The 20,252-nt window shown below is 56.2% G+C and carries 18 protein-coding genes and 1 tRNA gene; all 19 read left to right on the forward strand.

Annotated features, from left to right (window positions below; translation table 11 throughout):
* Positions 1 to 1,137 (forward strand): elongation factor Tu (tuf, locus tag AB5Y94_RS16660; protein ID WP_017788708.1); only part of this gene is annotated, 1,137 nt, incomplete at its 5' end.
* A gap of 53 nt (positions 1,138 to 1,190) precedes the next feature.
* Positions 1,191 to 1,267 (forward strand) — tRNA-Trp (locus tag AB5Y94_RS16665).
* Positions 1,268 to 1,327: 60 nt separating this feature from the next.
* Positions 1,328 to 1,699, forward strand: a complete 372-nt coding sequence (gene secE, locus AB5Y94_RS16670) for a preprotein translocase subunit SecE (RefSeq protein ID WP_005306322.1) — start codon at positions 1,328 to 1,330, stop codon at positions 1,697 to 1,699.
* 9 nt (positions 1,700 to 1,708) lie between these two features.
* The gene (gene nusG / locus AB5Y94_RS16675) at positions 1,709 to 2,260 is read left to right on the forward strand and encodes a transcription termination/antitermination protein NusG (protein ID WP_005306318.1); all 552 of its coding nucleotides are present in this window, start codon (positions 1,709 to 1,711) and stop codon (positions 2,258 to 2,260) included.
* 133 nt (positions 2,261 to 2,393) lie between these two features.
* Positions 2,394 to 2,822 carry a 50S ribosomal protein L11 gene (gene rplK, locus AB5Y94_RS16680; protein WP_005306313.1) on the forward strand — a complete coding sequence of 143 codons (429 nt, stop codon included), beginning with the start codon at positions 2,394 to 2,396 and terminating at the stop codon, positions 2,820 to 2,822.
* Between the two features lie 4 nt (positions 2,823 to 2,826).
* Complete coding sequence (gene rplA / locus AB5Y94_RS16685) at positions 2,827 to 3,528, forward strand: 50S ribosomal protein L1 (RefSeq protein WP_005306309.1); 702 nt, start codon at positions 2,827 to 2,829, stop codon at positions 3,526 to 3,528.
* 256 nt (positions 3,529 to 3,784) lie between these two features.
* On the forward strand, positions 3,785 to 4,285 hold the full coding sequence (gene rplJ, locus AB5Y94_RS16690) for a 50S ribosomal protein L10 (RefSeq protein ID WP_005306307.1): 501 nt from the start codon (positions 3,785 to 3,787) through the stop codon (positions 4,283 to 4,285).
* A gap of 51 nt (positions 4,286 to 4,336) precedes the next feature.
* Positions 4,337 to 4,702, forward strand: coding sequence for a 50S ribosomal protein L7/L12 (gene rplL / locus AB5Y94_RS16695; RefSeq protein ID WP_005306304.1), 366 nt, complete (start codon positions 4,337 to 4,339; stop codon positions 4,700 to 4,702).
* Between the two features lie 224 nt (positions 4,703 to 4,926).
* Complete coding sequence (rpoB, locus tag AB5Y94_RS16700; RefSeq protein ID WP_010635847.1) at positions 4,927 to 8,955, forward strand: DNA-directed RNA polymerase subunit beta; 4,029 nt, start codon at positions 4,927 to 4,929, stop codon at positions 8,953 to 8,955.
* An 80-nt stretch (positions 8,956 to 9,035) separates the two neighbouring features.
* Positions 9,036 to 13,340 (forward strand): DNA-directed RNA polymerase subunit beta', encoded by a 4,305-nt coding sequence (gene rpoC, locus AB5Y94_RS16705; protein WP_005306298.1) that lies wholly within the window; start codon positions 9,036 to 9,038, stop codon positions 13,338 to 13,340.
* Positions 13,341 to 13,537: 197 nt separating this feature from the next.
* Positions 13,538 to 14,254: a transcriptional regulator gene (locus AB5Y94_RS16710; protein ID WP_010635848.1), complete on the forward strand. Its 717-nt coding sequence runs from the start codon at positions 13,538 to 13,540 to the stop codon at positions 14,252 to 14,254.
* A 25-nt stretch (positions 14,255 to 14,279) separates the two neighbouring features.
* The gene (locus tag AB5Y94_RS16715) at positions 14,280 to 14,660 is read left to right on the forward strand and encodes a RidA family protein (protein WP_005306289.1); all 381 of its coding nucleotides are present in this window, start codon (positions 14,280 to 14,282) and stop codon (positions 14,658 to 14,660) included.
* An 86-nt stretch (positions 14,661 to 14,746) separates the two neighbouring features.
* Positions 14,747 to 15,139, forward strand: a complete 393-nt coding sequence (tusD, locus tag AB5Y94_RS16720) for a sulfurtransferase complex subunit TusD (RefSeq protein WP_368206199.1) — start codon at positions 14,747 to 14,749, stop codon at positions 15,137 to 15,139.
* Between the two features lie 10 nt (positions 15,140 to 15,149).
* On the forward strand, positions 15,150 to 15,506 hold the full coding sequence (tusC, locus tag AB5Y94_RS16725; RefSeq protein ID WP_139399502.1) for a sulfurtransferase complex subunit TusC: 357 nt from the start codon (positions 15,150 to 15,152) through the stop codon (positions 15,504 to 15,506).
* Positions 15,507 to 15,513: 7 nt separating this feature from the next.
* Positions 15,514 to 15,792: a sulfurtransferase complex subunit TusB gene (tusB, locus tag AB5Y94_RS16730; protein WP_005306280.1), complete on the forward strand. Its 279-nt coding sequence runs from the start codon at positions 15,514 to 15,516 to the stop codon at positions 15,790 to 15,792.
* A gap of 183 nt (positions 15,793 to 15,975) precedes the next feature.
* Positions 15,976 to 16,350, forward strand: a complete 375-nt coding sequence (rpsL, locus tag AB5Y94_RS16735; RefSeq protein WP_005306278.1) for a 30S ribosomal protein S12 — start codon at positions 15,976 to 15,978, stop codon at positions 16,348 to 16,350.
* A 93-nt stretch (positions 16,351 to 16,443) separates the two neighbouring features.
* Positions 16,444 to 16,914, forward strand: coding sequence for a 30S ribosomal protein S7 (rpsG, locus tag AB5Y94_RS16740; protein ID WP_005306266.1), 471 nt, complete (start codon positions 16,444 to 16,446; stop codon positions 16,912 to 16,914).
* Between the two features lie 75 nt (positions 16,915 to 16,989).
* Positions 16,990 to 19,095 (forward strand): elongation factor G, encoded by a 2,106-nt coding sequence (gene fusA / locus AB5Y94_RS16745; RefSeq protein WP_005306261.1) that lies wholly within the window; start codon positions 16,990 to 16,992, stop codon positions 19,093 to 19,095.
* A gap of 54 nt (positions 19,096 to 19,149) precedes the next feature.
* Positions 19,150 to 20,252: elongation factor Tu (tuf, locus tag AB5Y94_RS16750; RefSeq protein ID WP_368206079.1), on the forward strand; the 1,103-nt coding region annotated here is incomplete at its 3' end.

Raw genomic sequence — 20,252 nt, forward strand, 5'->3', positions numbered from 1 at the left:
ACCATCGGCCACGTTGACCACGGTAAAACCACCCTGACCGCCGCCATCACCAACGTGCTGGCCAAGCACTTCGGTGGTAAAGCTTTCGCCTTCGACCAGATCGACAAGGCGCCGGAAGAGCGTGAGCGTGGTATCACCATCAACACCTCCCACGTAGAATACGACACCGCTACCCGTCACTACGCCCACGTAGACTGCCCGGGTCACGCCGACTACGTTAAAAACATGATCACCGGTGCTGCCCAGATGGACGGCGCGATCCTGGTAGTAGCAGCGACTGACGGCCCGATGCCGCAGACTCGTGAGCACATCCTGCTGGGTCGTCAGGTAGGCGTTCCGTACATCATCGTGTTCATGAACAAGTGCGACATGGTAGATGACGAAGAGCTGCTGGAACTGGTCGAGATGGAAGTTCGCGAACTGCTGTCCGAGTACGACTTCCCGGGTGATGACCTGCCGGTAGTACGTGGTTCCGCACTGAAAGCGCTGGAAGGCGAAGCTCAGTGGGAAGAGAAGATCCTGGAACTGGCTGGCCACCTGGACACCTATATTCCGGAGCCGGAGCGCGCAATCGACCAGCCGTTCCTGATGCCGATCGAAGACGTATTCTCCATCGCAGGCCGTGGTACCGTAGTAACCGGTCGTGTAGAGCGCGGTATCGTTAAAGTTGGTGAAGAAGTGGAAATCGTTGGTATCAAAGATACCACCAAGACCACCTGTACCGGCGTTGAAATGTTCCGCAAACTGCTGGACGAAGGTCGTGCAGGTGAGAACGTTGGCGCACTGCTGCGTGGCGTGAAGCGTGAAGATGTAGAGCGTGGTCAGGTACTGGCCAAGCCGGGCACCATCAAGCCGCACACCAAGTTCGAATCTGAAGTGTACGTACTGTCCAAAGAAGAAGGTGGTCGTCACACCCCGTTCTTCAAAGGCTACCGTCCGCAGTTCTACTTCCGTACTACCGACGTGACCGGTACCATCGAACTGCCGGAAGGCGTAGAGATGGTAATGCCGGGCGACAACATCAAGATGGTTGTTACCCTGATTGCGCCGATCGCAATGGACGACGGCCTGCGTTTCGCCATCCGTGAAGGTGGCCGTACCGTAGGTGCTGGTGTTGTAGCTAAAGTTATCGCTTAATCTTTGGCTTACATAAATAAAGCAAAGCCCCTATAATAGGGGCTTTCTTATGCAGGGGCGTAGTTCGAATTGGTAGAACAGCGGTCTCCAAAACCGATGGTTGCGGGTTCGAGTCCTGCCGCCCCTGCCATATACCTCGTCTCGTACGGGGCTTTTGTGTCTTTGGTTACGTCAGATACAGGTGGGTTGTATGAGTGTTAGTTCTGAGAGCCAGGGCGGAAGCAAGGATACCCTGCTTTGGGGCCTGGTTTTCATTATCCTGGCGGCCGCTGTAGTGGGTAATTACCTGCTCAACGATGTTGTCGCTGCCGTCCGCGCCCTGGGTGTGGTCGTTGTCATTGCTGCTGCCGGTGCAGTAGCCCTGCAAACCACCAAGGGAAAGGCAACACTGGCATTTGCCCGTGAGTCTCGCCTGGAAGTACGCAAGGTCGTATGGCCGACCCGTCAGGAAGCCATTCAGACAACCCTGATTGTGCTGGCGGTGACTGCCGTGATGGGGCTGCTGCTGTTCGTTCTGGACGGTGCCCTGGTCTGGTTGGTCAACCTGATTACCGGTGTGTAAGGATAAGCCATGACTGAACAACGTGAACAGCGTATGAGATGGTATGTCGTGCAGGCGTTTTCCGGCTATGAAGGCCGTGTCGCCAAATCCCTGCGTGAACATATCAAGATGCATGGCATGGAAGACATGTTCGGTGAAGTACTGGTCCCGACCGAAGAAGTGGTCGAGATGCGTGCTGGCCAGAAGCGCAAGAGTGAGCGCAAGTTTTTCCCGGGCTACGTCCTGGTTCAGATGATCATGGATGAAACCACATGGCACCTGGTACGCAACGTACCGCGCGTCATGGGCTTCATCGGTGGCACCTCTGATCGTCCTGCTCCTATCTCCGATAAGGAAGCGGATGCCATCCTCAATCGTCTGCAAGATGCCCACGACAAGCCGCGTCCGAAAACCCTGTTTGAACCGGGTGAGATGGTGCGGGTTGCCGATGGTCCGTTCGCCGATTTCAACGGTACCGTTGAAGAGGTGGACTACGAAAAGAGCCGCGTGAAGGTCTCCGTACTGATCTTCGGCCGTTCTACTCCGGTAGAGCTGGATTTTGGTCAGGTCGAAAAAGGCTGATTAAACTCTGTTCGTTAACGGTTGTCAGGGGCAGCGAATGCCATTATAATTCGCTGCCCCTTTATTAGTTGGGGAGCCGTTTGCAGGAGCATGTCTCCGAGGCGTTAGAACCCATTTCTGAGGTATTTTTGTAATGGCTAAGAAAGTCACAGCTTATATCAAGCTGCAAGTTAAGGCTGGCAGTGCTAACCCCAGCCCTCCCGTTGGTCCTGCTCTGGGTCAGCACGGTGTTAACATCATGGAATTCTGTAAAGCGTTCAACGCTCGTACAGAGAAGCTGGAAAAAGGTTCTCCGACTCCGGTCGTGATCACCGTTTACAGCGACCGTTCCTTCACCTTCGAAACCAAGACTCCGCCCGCTTCCTTCCTGCTGAAGAAAGCCGCTGGTATCCAGTCTGGTTCTGCCAAGCCGAACAAAGACAAGGTTGGTAAGGTGACTGTTGCCCAGCTGCAAGAAATCGCCAAGACCAAAGAGCCGGATATGACCGGTGCCGATCTGGATGCAAAAGTACGTTGCATCGCCGGCTCCGCTCGTTCCATGGGCCTGGTAGTGGAGGAGTAAGACAATGGCTAAACTGTCCAAGCGTATGCGCGTTATTCGCGAAAAAGTTGACGGTACCAAAGAGTACTCCATCAACGAAGCCATTGCCCTGCTGAAAGAACTGGCTACCGCCAAGTTCGTTGAAAGCGTTGACGTTGCCGTTAACCTGGGTATCGATGCTCGTAAATCTGACCAGAACGTACGTGGTGCTACTGTACTGCCGCACGGTACCGGTCGTGATGTACGCGTAGCCGTGTTCACCCAAGGTGCCAACGCCGAAGCTGCCAAAGCTGCCGGTGCTGAGCTGGTTGGCATGGATGACCTGGCCGATCTGGTCAAGAAAGGCGAGATGAACTTCGACGTCGTGATCGCATCCCCGGATGCCATGCGCGTTGTTGGTCAACTGGGTCAAATCCTGGGCCCGCGCGGCCTGATGCCGAACCCGAAAGTTGGTACTGTAACCCCGAACGTAGCCGAAGCCGTCAAGAACGCCAAGGCTGGTCAGGTTCGTTACCGTAACGACAAGAACGGTATCATTCACACTACCCTGGGCAAAGTTTCCTTCAACGAAGTTCAGTTGAAAGAGAACTTGGAAGCTCTGCTGGTTGCCTTGAAAAAGGCCAAGCCGTCCTCCGCCAAGGGTCAGTACATCAAGAAGGTAAGCATCTCCACCACTATGGGTGCCGGTGTTGCCGTAGACCAAGCTACTCTGGAAGCTCAGGCCTAATTGATGGATTTTACAAGGCGCAAAATTTAATCTATAATTTTGCGCCTTGATTGGTTGGGGGCTTCGACCTCCGTCCAAGACCGCAGGAGGCCGCTAGGCCTTAATACTTCCTGCGTAGACGGTGCCGGAAACCCAGCGAGAAAGATTCTTTCTCTTCTGGAATCCTGCTACCGCATCGTTCCCCTCTGTTGTAAAGGTAGGGGGGATGTGTCAGTACTGGGTCAATTGACCCGGATTCAATCCAGGAGTTAAGCCAATGGCATTGGGACTCGAAGACAAAAAGGCAATTGTTGCTGAAGTCAACGAAGCTGCCAAAGGCGCTCTTTCTGCAGTGATTGCCGATTCTCGCGGCGTGACTGTAGACAAGATGACCGTCCTGCGTAAAACCGCTCGTGAAGCTGGTGTGTACATGCGCGTTGTGCGTAACACCCTGCTGCGTCGCGCGGTAGAAGGTACCGAATACGAGTGCCTGAACGACGCATTTACCGGTCCTACCTTGATTGCTTTCTCTAACGAACACCCGGGCGCTGCCGCTCGTCTGTTCAAAGAGTTTGCTAAAGCGAACCAAAAGTTCGAAATCAAGGCTGGCGCTTTTAACGGTGAGTTTATCGCCGCAGCACAAATTGATCGTCTGGCCACGCTGCCGACTTACGAAGAAGCAATTGCGAAGCTGATGGCTACCATGAAGGAAGCCTCTGCTGGCAAGCTGGTTCGTACTATCGCTGCTGTTCGCGACCAGAAACAAGCTGCTGCTTGATTCTCGCCTATCTAGGCTGTTTGAGTTTATTCAACATCAGGAATTTTTGTCATGTCTATCACTAAAGACCAAATCATCGAAGCCGTTGCTTCCATGTCCGTAATGGAAGTTGTTGAGCTGATCGAAGCTATGGAAGAGAAGTTCGGTGTTTCTGCCGCTGCTGCCGTAATGGCCGGCCCGGCTGCTGCTGAAGCAGTAGAAGAGAAGACCGAGTTCGACGTAGTTCTGACTGCTGCTGGCGCCAACAAAGTTGCCGTTATCAAAGCCGTTCGTGGCGCTACCGGTCTGGGCCTGAAAGAAGCCAAAGATCTGGTAGAAGCTGCCCCGGCTAACCTGAAGGAAGGCGTGTCCAAGGACGAAGCTGAAGCTCTGAAGAAAGAGCTGGAAGCTGCCGGTGCTTCTGTTGAGATCAAATAATCTGCATTTATGTAGATTAGCCTGATAAAACAGGCTAGGGCTGGTGAATTTTTGTTCACCAGCCTTTTTGCGCTGTAGACTGAGAGCATTTCACACCGTTTACGACTCTCGGTGCACCAGCAATCCGGACTGTTTTCTTTCGTCCGGGCCAACACAAAACGGTGTTGAGACAGAGCTGTCCCGTGGGACAGAGTGGGTCACTTATCAGCGAGCTGAGGAACCCTATGGTTTACTCTTATACCGAAAAAAAACGCATTCGTAAGGACTTCGGTAAGCGAGACCAGGTACTGGACACGCCTTATCTGTTGTCCATTCAGCTGGACTCCTTCAAGCAGTTCATCGAGGCTGACCCGGAAGGTGAATATGGCCTAGAGGCCGCTTTCCGTAGCGTTTTCCCGATCACCAGTTACTCCGGTAGTGCTGAGCTTCAGTATGTCAGCTATCGCCTGGGTGAGCCGGTATTTGACGTAAAAGAATGCCAGATCCGTGGAGTGACCTACTCCGCGCCGCTGCGTGTCAAGCTTCGTATGGTTCTGTACGACCGTGAAGCAGCTGCCGGCACCGTCAAAGACATCAAGGAACAAGAAGTATACATGGGCGAAATTCCGCTCATGACCGAGAACGGCACCTTTGTCATCAATGGTACCGAGCGGGTAATCGTCTCCCAGCTGCACCGCAGCCCGGGCGTCTTCTTCGACCACGATAAAGGCAAAACACATTCATCCGGTAAGGTGTTGTATAACGCTCGCGTTATTCCCTACCGTGGCTCCTGGCTGGACTTCGAGTTCGATGCGAAAGACAACCTGTTTGTCCGTATCGACCGTCGTCGCAAACTGCCGGCATCCATTATTCTGCGTGCCCTGGATTTCAGTTCCGAACAGATTCTGGCCACCTTCTTCGAGACCATCGGTTTCGAAGTCAAAGATGGCAAGCTGATGATGGATCTGGTGCCGGAGCGCCTGCGTGGTGAAACTGCGACCTTTGACATCGTGGCCAATGGCGCCGTGGTGGTTGAGACCGGTCGTCGAGTGACTGCGCGTCACATCCGTCAGTTGGAAAAAGATTCCGTTACCCAGATTGAGGTACCGGTTGAGTATGTTGTTGGCAAAGTTGCTGCCAAGGACTACGCACATCCGCAAACTGGCGAGATGGTAGTGACTGCCAACCAGGCGCTGAGCCTGGAAGCGGTAGCCAACCTCTCCCAAGCCGGCTTCAAGCACTTCGAGGTTCTGTTCACCAACGAACTGGACCACGGTGCCTACATGTCCGAGACCCTGCGTATCGACTCCAGCTCCAGCCGCCTGGAAGCCCTGGTCGAGATCTATCGCATGATGCGTCCGGGTGAGCCGCCGACTCGCGAAGCCGCAGAGCAGCTGTTCGAGAACCTGTTCTTCTCTTCCGAGCGTTACGACCTGTCTACCGTAGGTCGGATGAAGTTCAACCGCCGTCTGGCTCGTGAAGACGAGACCGGCGTGGGCACCCTGACCAAAGACGACATCGTCGATGTGATGAAGCGCCTGATCGACATCCGTAACGGTAACGACGAAGTGGACGATATCGACCACCTGGGCAACCGTCGTATCCGTTCTGTCGGTGAAATGGCCGAGAACCAGTTCCGTGTCGGTCTGGTGCGTGTCGAGCGTGCGGTCAAGGAGCGTCTCTCCCTGGGCGACCTGGACACCCTGATGCCGCAGGATCTGATCAACGCCAAGCCGATCTCCGCCGCAGTCAAAGAGTTCTTTGGTTCCAGCCAGCTGTCCCAGTTCATGGACCAGAACAACCCGCTGTCCGAAGTAACCCACAAGCGCCGTATCTCCGCGCTGGGCCCGGGCGGTTTGACTCGTGAGCGTGCCGGCTTTGAAGTTCGAGACGTACACCCGACCCACTACGGTCGTCTGTGCCCCATCGAGACTCCTGAAGGTCCGAACATCGGTCTGATCAACTCCTTGTCCGTGTACTCTCGTACCAACGAGTACGGTTTCCTCGAGACCCCGTACCGCAAGGTCATTGACGGTGTGATCACCGACGAAGTGGACTATCTGTCTGCTATTGAAGAAGGCAAGTACGTGATCGCACAGGCTAACGCCGCGACCACCGAAGATGGCCGTCTGAAAGATGAATTGATCCCGTGCCGTCACAAAGGTGAATCCACCTTTATGAACGCCGACCAGATCCAGTATATGGACGTGAGCCCGCAACAGATCGTCTCTGTGGCAGCGGCCCTGATCCCGTTCCTGGAACACGATGACGCGAACCGCGCATTGATGGGTTCAAACATGCAACGTCAGGCTGTACCGACTCTGCGCGCCGACAAGCCGCTGGTTGGTACCGGTATGGAACGCGCAGTGGCCGTTGACTCCGGTGTTACCGTAGTGGCCAAGCGTGGCGGCATGATCGACTACGTCGATGCCTCCCGTATCGTTATCAAGGTCAACGAAGATGAGCTGCTGCCTGGCGAAGCCGGCATCGACATCTACAGCCTGACCAAATACACCCGTTCCAACCAGAACACCTGTATCAACCAGCGTCCGTGCGTGATGTTGGGCGAGCCGGTAATGGCGGGCGACGTACTGGCTGACGGCCCGTCCACCGATCTGGGTGAACTGGCGCTGGGTCAGAACCTGCGCGTCGCGTTCATGCCGTGGAACGGTTACAACTTCGAAGACTCGATCCTGGTGAACGAGCGTGTTGTTCAGGAAGACCGCCTGACCACCATTCACATCCAGGAACTGGCCTGTATCTCCCGTGACACCAAGCTGGGTCCGGAAGAGATCACTGCCGACATCCCGAACGTGGGTGAAGCCGCTCTGTCCAAGCTGGACGAATCCGGTATCGTCTACGTGGGTGCCGAAGTGAAGGGCGGCGACATTCTGGTCGGTAAGGTGACCCCGAAAGGTGAAACCCAGCTGACCCCGGAAGAGAAGCTGCTGCGTGCCATCTTCGGTGAGAAGGCGTCCGACGTGAAGGACTCTTCCCTGCGTGTGCCGAACGGTGTGTACGGTACCGTGGTTGATGTGCAGGTCTTTACCCGCGATGGCGTGGAAAAAGACAAGCGTGCCAAAGAAATCGAAGAGATGCAGCTGAAGGAAGCGAAGAAGGACTTGACCGAAGAGTTCAAGATCCTGGAAGACGGCATTTTCGGCCGCTCCCGCAACCTGCTGCTGGCCGCCGGTTACAGCGAAGACCGTCTGAACAAGCTCGATCGCTCCAAGTGGTTTGAACTGGCCATCGAAGATGAAGCCAAGCAAATCGAGCTGGAACAGATCGCTGAACAGCACGTTGAGCTGAAGGCCGAGTTCGACAAGAAATTCGAGAACAAGCGTCGCAAGATCATCCAGGGCGATGACCTGGCGCCGGGCGTACTGAAGATCGTCAAGGTCTATCTGGCCGTCAAGCGTCGCATCCAGCCGGGTGACAAGATGGCGGGTCGTCACGGTAACAAGGGTGTTATCTCCAAGATCTGTCCGGTCGAGGATATGCCCCATGACGAGTACGGCCGTCCGGTCGACATCGTTCTGAACCCGTTGGGCGTACCGTCCCGTATGAACATCGGTCAGATCCTCGAAGTGCACCTGGGCCTCGCGGCCAAGGGTATCGGCGAGAAGATCGACCGCATGGTCAAGGAACAGCGCGAACTGCACGAGATGCGTGACTTCCTGCAACAGGTCTATGACCTGGGCGAGAAAGACACCCAGCAAGTGAACGTGGCCGAGCTGTCCGACGACGACGTACGTACCCTGGTCGGTAACCTGCGCAAGGGTCTGCCGGTGGCAACTCCGGTATTTGATGGCGCCAAAGAGCGTGAAATCAAGGCCCTGCTGAAGCTGGCCGACTTGCCGGAATCCGGTCAGATCGCCCTGTTCGACGGTCGTACCGGTAACGCCTTCGAGCGTAAGGTCACCGTGGGTTACATGTACATGCTGAAGCTGAACCACCTGGTAGACGACAAGATGCACGCGCGTTCTACCGGCTCTTACAGCCTGGTTACCCAGCAGCCGCTGGGTGGTAAGGCGCAGTTCGGTGGTCAGCGTTTCGGTGAGATGGAAGTGTGGGCCCTGGAGGCTTACGGTGCGGCATATACCCTGCAGGAGATGCTGACCGTCAAGTCTGACGATGTGAATGGCCGTACCAAGATGTACAAGAACATCGTGGATGGCGACCACCGTATGGAGCCGGGCATGCCCGAATCCTTCAACGTATTGCTGAAGGAAATCCGCTCTCTGGGTATCAACATCGAGCTGGACGAAGAGTAAGAGCTCGCTCTTATTGTTCGAGAATTGACGTGGGCGCCCCGAGAGGGGCGCCGAGGTTAGACTCCTGACAGGGGAAACACGTGAAAGACTTACTCAAGTTTTTGAAGGCTCAGACCAAGACCGAAGAGTTTGACAGTATCAAGATCGGTCTGGCCTCTCCTGACATGATCCGCTCCTGGTCATTCGGTGAGGTCAAAAAGCCTGAGACCATCAACTACCGGACTTTCAAGCCGGAGCGTGATGGTCTGTTCTGCGCCCGTATCTTCGGACCGGTGAAGGACTACGAGTGTCTGTGCGGCAAGTACAAGCGCCTGAAACACCGTGGTGTGATCTGTGAGAAGTGCGGCGTAGAAGTGACCCAGACCAAGGTCCGTCGTGAGCGTATGGGCCACATCGAGCTGGCCAGCCCGACTGCCCACATCTGGTTCCTGAAGTCCCTGCCGTCCCGTATCGGCCTGCTGCTGGACATGACCCTGCGTGACATCGAGCGCGTGCTGTATTTCGAATCCTATGTAGTGATCGAACCCGGCATGACCAACCTCGAGCGCAGCCAGATGCTGTCCGAAGAGCAGTACCTGGACGCACTGGAAGAGTGGGGCGACGAATTCGACGCCAAGATGGGTGCCGAAGCAATCCTGGCATTGCTGCGCGCCATCGATCTGGAAGGCGAAGTGCGCACCATGCGCGAAGAGCTGGATCAGACCAACTCCGAGACCAAGCGCAAGAAGACCACCAAGCGTCTGAAGCTGATGGAAGCCTTCCTGCAGTCCGGCAACAAGCCGGAGTGGATGATCATGACAGTGCTGCCTGTGCTGCCGCCGGACCTGCGTCCGCTGGTACCGCTGGACGGCGGCCGTTTCGCGACCTCCGATCTGAACGATCTGTACCGTCGCGTGATCAACCGTAACAACCGTCTGAAGCGTCTGCTGGATCTGGCTGCACCGGACATCATCGTGCGCAACGAAAAGCGCATGCTGCAAGAGTCCGTGGATGCCCTGCTGGACAACGGTCGTCGTGGCCGTGCCATCACCGGCTCCAACAAGCGCCCGCTGAAATCCCTGGCCGACATGATCAAGGGTAAGCAAGGTCGTTTCCGTCAGAACCTGCTCGGTAAGCGTGTCGACTACTCCGGTCGTTCCGTTATCACCGTAGGTCCGACTCTGCGCCTGCATCAGTGCGGTCTGCCGAAGAAGATGGCGCTGGAACTGTTCAAGCCCTTCATCTATGGCAAGCTGGAAACTCGCGGTCTGGCGACCACCATCAAGGCCGCCAAGAAGATGGTTGAGCGCGAAGAAGCTGTTGTCTGGGACATCCTGGACGAAGTGATCCGCGAACACCCGGTCCTGCTGAACCGTGCACCGACTCTGCACCGTCTGGGTATCCAGGCGTTCGAGCCGACCCTGATCGAAGGCAAGGCCATCCAGCTGCACCCGCTCGTCTGTGCCGCCTATAACGCGGACTTCGACGGTGACCAGATGGCGGTCCACGTACCGCTGACCCTGGAAGCCCAGCTGGAAGCGCGCGCCCTGATGATGTCCACCAACAACATCCTGTCGCCTGCCTCCGGTGAGCCGATCATCGTTCCGTCTCAGGACGTGGTCTTGGGTCTGTACTACATGACCCGTGCCCGTATCGCCGCCAAGGGCGAAGGTATGGTGCTGTCCGGTCCGAAAGAGGCTGAGAAGGTCTACCGTGCCGGCCTGGCCGACCTGCATGCGCGCGTCAAGTGCCGTATCACCGAGTACGTGAAGAACGAAGCCGGTGAACTGGTTGCCAAGACCGAGATGAAGAACACCACCGTTGGTCGTGCGATCCTGAGCCTGATCCTGCCGAAAGGCATGGAATACGCCCTGATCGACGAGCCGAAGGTGCTGACTGCCGCCGAACAGGCTGATCTGGATGCCAACCCGCAGAACTGGATCAAGTGCGTCTCCAACAAGGCGCTGGGCAAGAAGCTGATCTCTCGTCTGCTGAACACCTGCTATCGCAAGCAGGGCCTGAAGGACACCGTTATCTTCGCTGACCAGCTGATGTATACCGGTTTCCACTATGCGGCCCTGTCCGGTGCGTCCGTTGGTATTGATGACATGGTCATCCCGGATGCCAAGAAGGACATCATTGCTTCTGCCGAAGCCGAAGTTGCCGAGATCCAGGACCAGTTCCTGTCCGGTCTGGTGACCGCGGGCGAACGTTACAACAAGGTTATCGATATCTGGGCCAGCGCCAACGAGCGTGTTTCCAAGGCCATGATGGAGAACTTGTCCAAAGAGCGTAACGTCAACTCGCTGGGTGAAGAAGAAGAGCAGGCCTCGTTCAACAGCATCTTCATGATGGCCGACTCCGGTGCGCGGGGTTCCGCAGCCCAGATTCGTCAGCTGGCCGGTATGCGTGGCCTGATGGCCAAGCCGGATGGCTCCATCATCGAGACCCCGATCGTCGCGAACTTCCGCGAAGGTCTGAACGTACTGCAGTACTTCATCTCCACTCACGGTGCTCGTAAGGGTCTGGCGGATACCGCACTGAAGACTGCGAACTCCGGTTACCTGACTCGTCGTCTGGTAGACGTGGCACAGGACATGGTGATCACCGAGGACGATTGCGGCACTACCGAAGGTCTGTGGATGACTCCGCTGATCGAGGGTGGCGACGTGGTCGAGCCGCTGCGTGAGCGCGTACTGGGCCGTGTGGTTGCCGATGACGTGATCAAGCCGGGTACCGAAGACGAAGTGCTGGTAGCACGCAACACCCTGCTCGACGAGCAGCTGTGTGACCTGCTGGAGCGCAACTCCGTCGACCGCGTGAAGGTACGTTCTGCCATCACCTGTGAGACCGACTTCGGTAACTGTGCTCACTGCTACGGCCGTGATCTGGCCCGTGGTCACCTGGTTAACAAGGGTGAGGCTGTCGGTGTTATCGCCGCCCAGTCCATCGGTGAACCGGGTACCCAGCTGACGATGCGTACCTTCCACATCGGTGGTGCCGCATCCCGTGCCGCTGCCGAGAGCAGCATCCAGGTCAAGAACACCGGTAGCATCAAGCTGCAGAACGCCAAGTTCGTTCACAACAGCGACGACAAACTGGTTATCACCTCTCGTTCTACCGAACTGACCATCATGGACGAGATGGGCCGTACCAAGGAAAGCCACAAGCTGCCTTACGGTGCCGTGCTGGAAGTGAAGGATGGCCAGGCCGTGAGCGCCGGTGAAACCGTCGCCAACTGGGATCCGCACACTCACCCGATCATCACCGAAGTGGCGGGTCGCCTGCACTTCGAACACATGATCGACGGCGTGACCATTACTCGTCAGACCGACGAGCTGACCGGTCTCTCCTCCATCGTCGTGCTGGACGTCAACGAACGCCCGAGCGCCGGTAAAGAGATGCGTCCGACCGTGAAACTGGTCGACCTGAACGGCAAGGATGTGATGATCCCGGGTACCGATGTAGCCGCCCAGTACTTCCTGCCGGGCAAGGCGATCGTGAACCTGGAAGATGGTGCCAACGTGGGCGTGGGTGACGCGGTAGCGCGTATCCCGCAAGAGTCCGGCGGTACCAAGGACATCACCGGTGGTCTGCCGCGCGTTGCGGATCTGTTCGAAGCACGTCAACCGAAAGAGCCGGCCATCCTGGCCGAGATCTCCGGTACCATCTCCTTCGGGAAAGAGACCAAGGGCAAACGCCGTCTGGTCATCACCCCGACCGATGGTGGCGACGTCTACGAGGAGATGATTCCGAAGTGGCGTAACCTGAACGTGTTCGAAGGTGAAAAAGTTGAGAAGGGTGAAGTGCTGGCGGACGGTCCTGAGTCTGCTCACGACATCCTGCGTCTGCGCGGTATCAGCCCGGTCGCCAACTACATCGCCAACGAAGTTCAGGACGTTTACCGTCTGCAAGGCGTTAAGATCAACGACAAGCACATCGAAGTCATCGTTCGTCAGATGCTGCGCAAGTGCGAGATCCTGACTGCTGGCGACACCGACCTGATCGAAGGCGAACAGGTTGAAGTTGCTCGCGTGAAGATTGCCAACCGTAAGCTGGTTGCTGAGGGCAAGACCCCGGCCACCTACCGTCACATCCTGATGGGTATTACCAAGGCATCTCTGAGCACCGAGTCCTTCATCTCCGCGGCTTCCTTCCAGGAAACCACCCGCGTTCTGACCGAAGCTGCCGTTGGCGGCAAGCGCGACGAACTGCGTGGCCTGAAAGAGAACGTGATCGTGGGTCGTCTGATCCCGGCTGGTACCGGCTTTGCCTACCACCACAGCCGGATCAACCAGCGTGCCGCAGCCGCTCGTGCCGTTGCCGCACCGCAGGTGACTGCCGATGAAGCTCAGCAAAACCTGGCGGATCTGCTCAACGCAGCCGGCAGCTTTGACGAAGAGTAATCTTCTGCTGCAGTGATTGAAAAAGGGCCCCTTTATGGGGCCCTTTTTATTGGCTGTTTTCTCGGCAAAGCCTGATGCCACGCGGATATTCGGATGATCCAGAGCAAGGTTGCGGAGTAAAAAATCAAAAAAAGTTGACATTGAACCCTCGCAACTGAAAACTCGGGAAAGTTGAATGGGTATTACAGGGGTAGAACATGACTGTCGGTATCGAGGAAGTGATGCTTCCCGAAGAGCAACTGATCGGTCGCACTTTTACAGACGAAGACAGGGAATTGTTGCGCTCATACGATGGGCTTATCGACGGCTTGGCTGAGCTGTTCGGCAAGCACTGTGAAGTGGTGCTCCACTCCCTGGAAAATCTGCACGAGTCCGTGATCAAGATTGCCAACGGGTTCAATACGGGACGTAATGAGGGGGCCCCCATTACCGATCTCGCGCTGCGTATGCTCAAGGACATAGAGAATACCGGCCAGGATTACACCCAGAGCTATTTTGCTCGCAGCCGCACCGGTGCCCTGATGAAGTCGAGCACCATCGCCATCAGGAACAGCGACAGGCAGGTGATCGGCCTTATCTGCATCAACCTGCACATCAATGCGCCTTTTCACGAGTTTGTCGCCGAATTCTTCCCGACGCCGCAACAAGTCGAGCGTCAGTCGCCGGAGACCTTTGCCAACAGTGTGGAAGAGCTGGTTGCCCAGACGGTGGACAATACCATCGACGAAATCAACCGTGATCCGACCGTTGCCAACAATGCCAAAAACAGGTTTATCGTGACCCAGTTGTTCGAGAAGGGCATATTTGATATCAAGGACTCGATCAACCTGGTCGCCGACAAACTGAATATTTCCAAACACACCGTTTATCTGTACATCCGACAGCGCAAGCAGGGTGAAGACGAAAACGAATAAGCGCCATAGAAGGGGATAGACAAGAATGGCTAAAGAAGTTATTGCAACCGACAAGGCTCCTGCCGCAATTGGTCCATATGTTCAGGCCACCAAACTGGGCGAGCTGGTCTTCACCTCAGGGCAGATCCCGCTCGATCCGGCCACCATGGAGATCGTGGCTGGCGGCATCGAGGCTCAGGCCGAGCAGGTGATGAAGAACTTGGTTGCAGTATTGAAGGCAGCGGGTGCCGACACCAGCAAGGTGCTGAAGACCACCTGTTTCCTCAGCGACATGAACAACTTTGTTGCCTTCAACCAGGTTTATGCCCGTTACTTCGGTGAATCGGCCCCGGCCCGCTCCTGCGTGGAAGTGGCGCGCCTGCCCAAGGACGTGCTGGTTGAAGTCGAAGCCATCGCTTACGTCTGATCCAAGGCGGTACGAAGAGCCCCTCCCAGGAGGGGCTTTTTCGTATTTGGCGTAGAATGGGCTGATACATGCGCAGGAGTCCGGATATGAGTCTCAATTTCGCCTTGCTGGTGACGGGGCCGGCCTATGGTACCCAGTCGGCCAGCACGGCCTATCGCTTTGCCCTGAGCGTCATCGAACAGGGTCATCGACTGTCTCACCTGTTTTTCTATCAGGATGGGGTCTGCAACGGCAACGGTCTGCATGCTCCCGCCTCCGATGAGAGCAACCTGGTCACCCTGTGGCGCGAGCTCGCCATCCAGCAGGGGATCCGTATCGACGTGTGCGTGGCGGCGGCCATGCGTCGTGGCGTGCTGGATGAGCAGGAAGCCAAGGGGATGGGCAGAGCGCAGTTCAATCTGGAAGCGCCCTTTTGCCTGAGCGGGTTGGGCCAGCTGGCGGAAGCCAGCCTGACCGCCGATCGCTTTGTCCAGTTCTAGGGGGGGAAGCATGCACAAGATAGCGTTCATTTGCCGGCGCGGGCCTCATGGTACTGCGGCTGGCCGGGAAGGTCTCGACGCCCTGCTGGCCACGTCTGCAATGACGGAGTCGCTGGCGCTGTTTCTCATCGAGGACGGCGTGCTGCAATTGCTCAAGGACCAGCAGCCGCAGACCATCTTGCAGCGTCATTATGCACCGACCTTCAAGATGCTCGAGCTGTACGACATCGAAGAGGTCTATGTGTGTACCGACTCGCTGGCGGAACGGGGGCTGACCCCCGAGGATCTGCTGATCCCGGTGACCGGTCTCTCCCGATCCGACATTCGTCGCCAGTGGGGCGACTGCAGCACCCACATCTGTTTTTGAGGTAGTCATGATACAGCTGATATTGACGTCTCCCTTCCAGAGCCGGGAGCTGGAGCAGGCACTGGCCTATCGCCAGCCTGACGATGTGTTGGTGCTGATGCAGGACGCCGTCGTCGCGGCAACGGCCCCGTTGTGGAGCGAGCGGCTGACAGGCGTGCCGCTCTACGTGATGCGGGAGGACCTGCAGGCGAGGGGGTTGCAGTCACGGATCGGGATGGATCTGGAGATGGCCGACCTGGTCGCGCTGATCGCCGAAAAAGGCTCGCCGCAGACCTGGGGTGGCTAGAAACTGTTTTTATAAAATAATTTCAGTGACTTACCGTGCCTTTACACACATTCTGGCGTGCCTTTCCCGACACGGATTGTATAAATCTTGACTCCCTTGACAACAGGGCATAAAATTTCGCGTCCCCGTATCTGCGGGGAGGATTTTTCACATGTTTATGAAGTCATTATCAGGAGCCTTTTGATGGCAACTATTAACCAGTTGGTTCGCAAGCCACGCATCAAGCTCGTTGTGAAAAGCAACGTGCCGGCGCTGGAAGCGTGCCCTCAGAAGCGTGGCGTGTGCACTCGTGTATACACCACCACCCCGAAGAAGCCTAACTCTGCACTGCGTAAAGTGTGCCGTGTACGTCTGACCAACGGCTTCGAAGTCACCTCCTACATCGGCGGTGAAGGTCACAACCTGCAAGAGCACTCTGTTGTTCTGATCCGTGGCGGTCGTGTAAAAGACTTGCCTGGTGTTCGTTACCACACCGTTCGTGGTGCGTTGGACTGTGCCGGTGTTAAAGACCGTAAGCAGGCTCGCTCCAAGTACGGCGTGAAGCGTCCGAAAGCTTAATGGTTCTCCGTTAAGTAAGGCCAAACGTTAATTCGTTTCTAGTTAGATAACTTTCTAGTTTTGGGTAACCCCTGAAGTTACGGAGAATTTGAAATGCCAAGACGTCGTGTTGTTGGTCAGCGTAAAATCCTGCCGGATCCCAAGTTCGGATCAGAGCTGCTGGCTAAATTCGTCAACGTAGTAATGGTTGACGGTAAGAAATCTGTTTCCGAAGCCATCGTATATGGCGCGCTGGACATCATTGCCACCAAGACTGGCAAAGAGCACCTGGCCGTATTCGAAGAAGCCCTGGACAACATTCGTCCGGCCGTCGAGGTTAAATCTCGTCGTGTCGGTGGTGCAACCTATCAGGTACCGGTAGAAGTTCGTCCGGTTCGTCGCAATGCCTTGGCAATGCGCTGGTTGGTTGATGCCGCTCGTAAACGTGGTGAAAAATCAATGGCTCAGCGTTTGGCTGGCGAGCTGCTGGATGCCGCTGACAATAAGGGTTCGTCTGTCAAGAAACGTGAAGACGTTCACCGTATGGCTGAAGCGAACAAGGCCTTCGCTCACTTCCGCTGGTAATCCGCTTGCGCAGGGTCTTTTGGCTCTGCGCACCTTCAATTATCTGGGGACAAGTGCCCTAGTAAGAGGATGACAATGGCTCGTACAACCCCCATTGAGCGTTATCGTAATATCGGTATCTCCGCTCACATCGACGCCGGTAAGACTACTACTACCGAGCGCGTTCTGTTTTACACCGGTGTAAGTCACAAGATCGGTGAAGTTCACGATGGCGCTGCCACCATGGACTGGATGGAACAGGAACAAGAGCGTGGTATCACCATCACCTCCGCCGCGACCACCGCTTTCTGGTCCGGTATGGGTAAACAGTTCCAACCGCACCGTATCAACATCATCGATACCCCGGGCCACGTTGACTTTACTATCGAAGTAGAGCGCTCCATGCGTGTTCTGGATGGCGCCGTGATGGTGTACTGTGCCGTAGGTGGCGTACAGCCCCAGTCTGAAACCGTATGGCGTCAGGCTAACAAGTACAAGGTTCCCCGTATCGCGTTCGTCAACAAGATGGACCGTACCGGTGCCAACTTCCTGCGCTGCGTTGAGCACATCAAGACCCGTCTGAAAGGTAACCCGGTTCCGCTGCAACTGAACATCGGTTCAGAAGAGAACTTCAAGGGCGTTATCGACCTGGTCAAGATGAAAGCCATCAACTGGAGCGAAGCTGACCAGGGCGTTTCCTTCGATTACGAAGACGTGCCGGCCGAGCTGCTGGAACAGGCGCAAGAAATGCGCATGAACCTGGTTGAAGCCGCTGCTGAAGCGTCTGAAGACCTGATGGAAAAATACCTGGGTGGTGAAGAACTGACCGAGGAAGAGATCAAGAAAGCTCTTCGTCAGCGCGTTCTGAACAACGAAATCATCCTGGTTACCTGTGGCTCCGCGTTCAAGAACAAGGGCGTACAGGCCATGCTGGATGCCGTGATCGAGTATCTGCCGGCGCCGACCGACGTTGCTGCGATCGACGGTCTGAAGCTGGATGGCGAGACCAAAGACGAGCGTCACGCTTCCGATGACGAGCCGTTCTCTGCTCTGGCGTTCAAGATTGCTACCGACCCGTTCGTGGGCAACCTGACCTTCTTCCGCGTTTACTCCGGTGTGGTTAACTCCGGTGACTCCGTGCTGAACTCCGTTAAAGAGAAGCGCGAGCGTTTTGGCCGTATCGTTCAGATGCACGCCAACAAGCGTGAAGAGATCAAAGAAGTTCGTGCAGGCGACATCGCTGCTGCCATCGGCCTGAAGGACGTCACCACCGGTGATACCCTGTGTGACGAGAACGCGCCGATCATCCTGGAGCGTATGGAATTCCCGGAGCCGGTAATCTCCATCGCCGTTGAGCCGAAATCCAAGGCCGACCAGGAGAAGATGGGTCTGGCTCTGGGCCGTCTGGCTCAGGAAGATCCGTCCTTCCGCGTATGGACCGACGAAGAATCTGGCCAAACCATCATCGCCGGTATGGGTGAGCTGCACCTGGACATCATCGTTGACCGTATGCGTCGCGAGTTCAAGGTAGAAGCGAACGTAGGTAAGCCGCAGGTTGCCTACCGTGAAACCATCCGCAACACCGTCAAGGACATCGAAGGCAAGCATGCCAAGCAGTCCGGTGGTCGTGGTCAGTACGGTCACGTCGTTATCGACATGTACCCGCTGGAAGAAGGCAAAGCCTACGAATTCGTCAACGACATCAAGGGTGGCGTGATTCCGGGCGAATTCATCCCGGGTGTTGACAAGGGTATCCGCGAGCAGCTGAAGTCCGGCCCGCTGGCAGGCTATCCGGTAATGGATCTGGGCGTGCGTCTGCACTTCGGTTCTTACCACGATGTCGACTCTTCCGAACTGGCGTTCAAGATCGCTGCTTCTCTGGCGTTCAAGGCTGGCTTCATGAAGGCCAACCCGGTACTGCTCGAGCCGATCATGAAGGTCGAAGTCGAGACTCCGGAAGACTACATGGGCGACGTTATCGGTGACCTGAACCGTCGTCGCGGCCTGATCGAAGGCATGGAAGATGGCCCGTCCGGCAAGATCGTACGTGCTCTGGTGCCGCTGGCCGAAATGTTCGGTTACGCCACCTCCCTGCGTTCTGCTACCCAGGGTCGTGCTTCCTACGCCATGGAATTCGCCAAGTATCACGATGCCCCGACTAACGTCGCCCAGGCCGTGATCGAAGAGCGCAAATCCAAGTAATTTAAGATTCCCCGCCTACGACGGTAGGCGGGTTTAACCTAGAAGGACTACGTCGTGTCTAAAGAAAAATTTGAGCGTAATAAACCGCACGTAAACGTCGGCACCATCGGCCACGTTGACCACGGTAAAACCACCCTGACCGCCGCCATCACCAACGTGCTGGCCAAGCACTTCGGTGGTAAAGCTTTCGCCTTCGACCAGATCGACAAGGCGCCGGAAGAGCGTGAGCGTGGTATCACCATCAACACCTCCCACGTAGAATACGACACCGCTACCCGTCACTACGCCCACGTAGACTGCCCGGGTCACGCCGACTACGTTAAAAACATGATCACCGGTGCTGCCCAGATGGACGGCGCGATCCTGGTAGTAGCAGCGACTGACGGCCCGATGCCGCAGACTCGTGAGCACATCCTGCTGGGTCGTCAGGTAGGCGTTCCGTACATCATCGTGTTCATGAACAAGTGCGACATGGTAGATGACGAAGAGCTGCTGGAACTGGTCGAGATGGAAGTTCGCGAACTGCTGTCCGAGTACGACTTCCCGGGTGATGACCTGCCGGTAGTACGTGGTTCCGCACTGAAAGCGCTGGAAGGCGAAGCTCAGTGGGAAGAGAAGATCCTGGAACTGGCTGGCCACCTGGACACCTATATTCCGGAGCCGGAGCGCGCAATCGACCAGCCGTTCCTGATGCCGATCGAAGACGTATTCTCCATCGCAGGCCGTGGTACCGTAGTAACCGGTCGTGTAGAGCGCGGTATCGTTAAAGTTGGTGAAGAAGTGGAAATCGTTGGTATCAAAGATACCACCAAGACCACCTGTACCGGCGTTGAAATGTTCCGCAAACTGCTGGACGAAGGTCGTGCAGGTGAGAACGTTGGCGCACTGCTGCGTGGCGTGAAGCGTGAAGATGTAGAGCGTGGTCAGGTACTGGCCAAGCCGGGCACCATCAAGCCGCACACCAAGTTCGAATCTGAAGTGTACGTACTGTCCAAAGAAGAAGGTGGTCGTCACACCCCGTTCTTCAAAGGCTACCGTCCGCAGTTCTACTTCCGTACTACCGACGTGACCGGTACCATCGAACTGCCGGAAGGCGTAGAGATGGTAATGCCGGGCGACAACATCAAGATGGTTGTTACCCTGATTGCGCCGATCGC

This window comes from Aeromonas sp. s5 (assembly GCF_040907865.1).
Lineage (GTDB): Bacteria > Pseudomonadota > Gammaproteobacteria > Enterobacterales > Aeromonadaceae > Aeromonas > Aeromonas dhakensis.

What these genes read in the sequence shown, in the direction of transcription:
- rplL (WP_005306304.1), top strand. Translation starts at nt 4,337, where the DNA reads ATGTCTATCACTAAAGACCAAATCATCGAAGCCGTTGCTTCCATGTCC.
- rplA (WP_005306309.1), top strand. Translation starts at nt 2,827, where the DNA reads ATGGCTAAACTGTCCAAGCGTATGCGCGTTATTCGCGAAAAAGTTGAC.
- rplJ (WP_005306307.1), top strand. Translation starts at nt 3,785, where the DNA reads ATGGCATTGGGACTCGAAGACAAAAAGGCAATTGTTGCTGAAGTCAAC.
- rpsG (WP_005306266.1), top strand. Translation starts at nt 16,444, where the DNA reads ATGCCAAGACGTCGTGTTGTTGGTCAGCGTAAAATCCTGCCGGATCCC.
- rpsL (WP_005306278.1), top strand. Translation starts at nt 15,976, where the DNA reads ATGGCAACTATTAACCAGTTGGTTCGCAAGCCACGCATCAAGCTCGTT.
- fusA (WP_005306261.1), top strand. Translation starts at nt 16,990, where the DNA reads ATGGCTCGTACAACCCCCATTGAGCGTTATCGTAATATCGGTATCTCC.
- AB5Y94_RS16710 (WP_010635848.1), top strand. Translation starts at nt 13,538, where the DNA reads ATGACTGTCGGTATCGAGGAAGTGATGCTTCCCGAAGAGCAACTGATC.
- nusG (WP_005306318.1), top strand. Translation starts at nt 1,709, where the DNA reads ATGACTGAACAACGTGAACAGCGTATGAGATGGTATGTCGTGCAGGCG.
- AB5Y94_RS16715 (WP_005306289.1), top strand. Translation starts at nt 14,280, where the DNA reads ATGGCTAAAGAAGTTATTGCAACCGACAAGGCTCCTGCCGCAATTGGT.
- secE (WP_005306322.1), top strand. Translation starts at nt 1,328, where the DNA reads ATGAGTGTTAGTTCTGAGAGCCAGGGCGGAAGCAAGGATACCCTGCTT.
- rpoB (WP_010635847.1), top strand. Translation starts at nt 4,927, where the DNA reads ATGGTTTACTCTTATACCGAAAAAAAACGCATTCGTAAGGACTTCGGT.
- tusB (WP_005306280.1), top strand. Translation starts at nt 15,514, where the DNA reads ATGATACAGCTGATATTGACGTCTCCCTTCCAGAGCCGGGAGCTGGAG.
- rplK (WP_005306313.1), top strand. Translation starts at nt 2,394, where the DNA reads ATGGCTAAGAAAGTCACAGCTTATATCAAGCTGCAAGTTAAGGCTGGC.
- tusD (WP_368206199.1), top strand. Translation starts at nt 14,747, where the DNA reads ATGAGTCTCAATTTCGCCTTGCTGGTGACGGGGCCGGCCTATGGTACC.
- tusC (WP_139399502.1), top strand. Translation starts at nt 15,150, where the DNA reads ATGCACAAGATAGCGTTCATTTGCCGGCGCGGGCCTCATGGTACTGCG.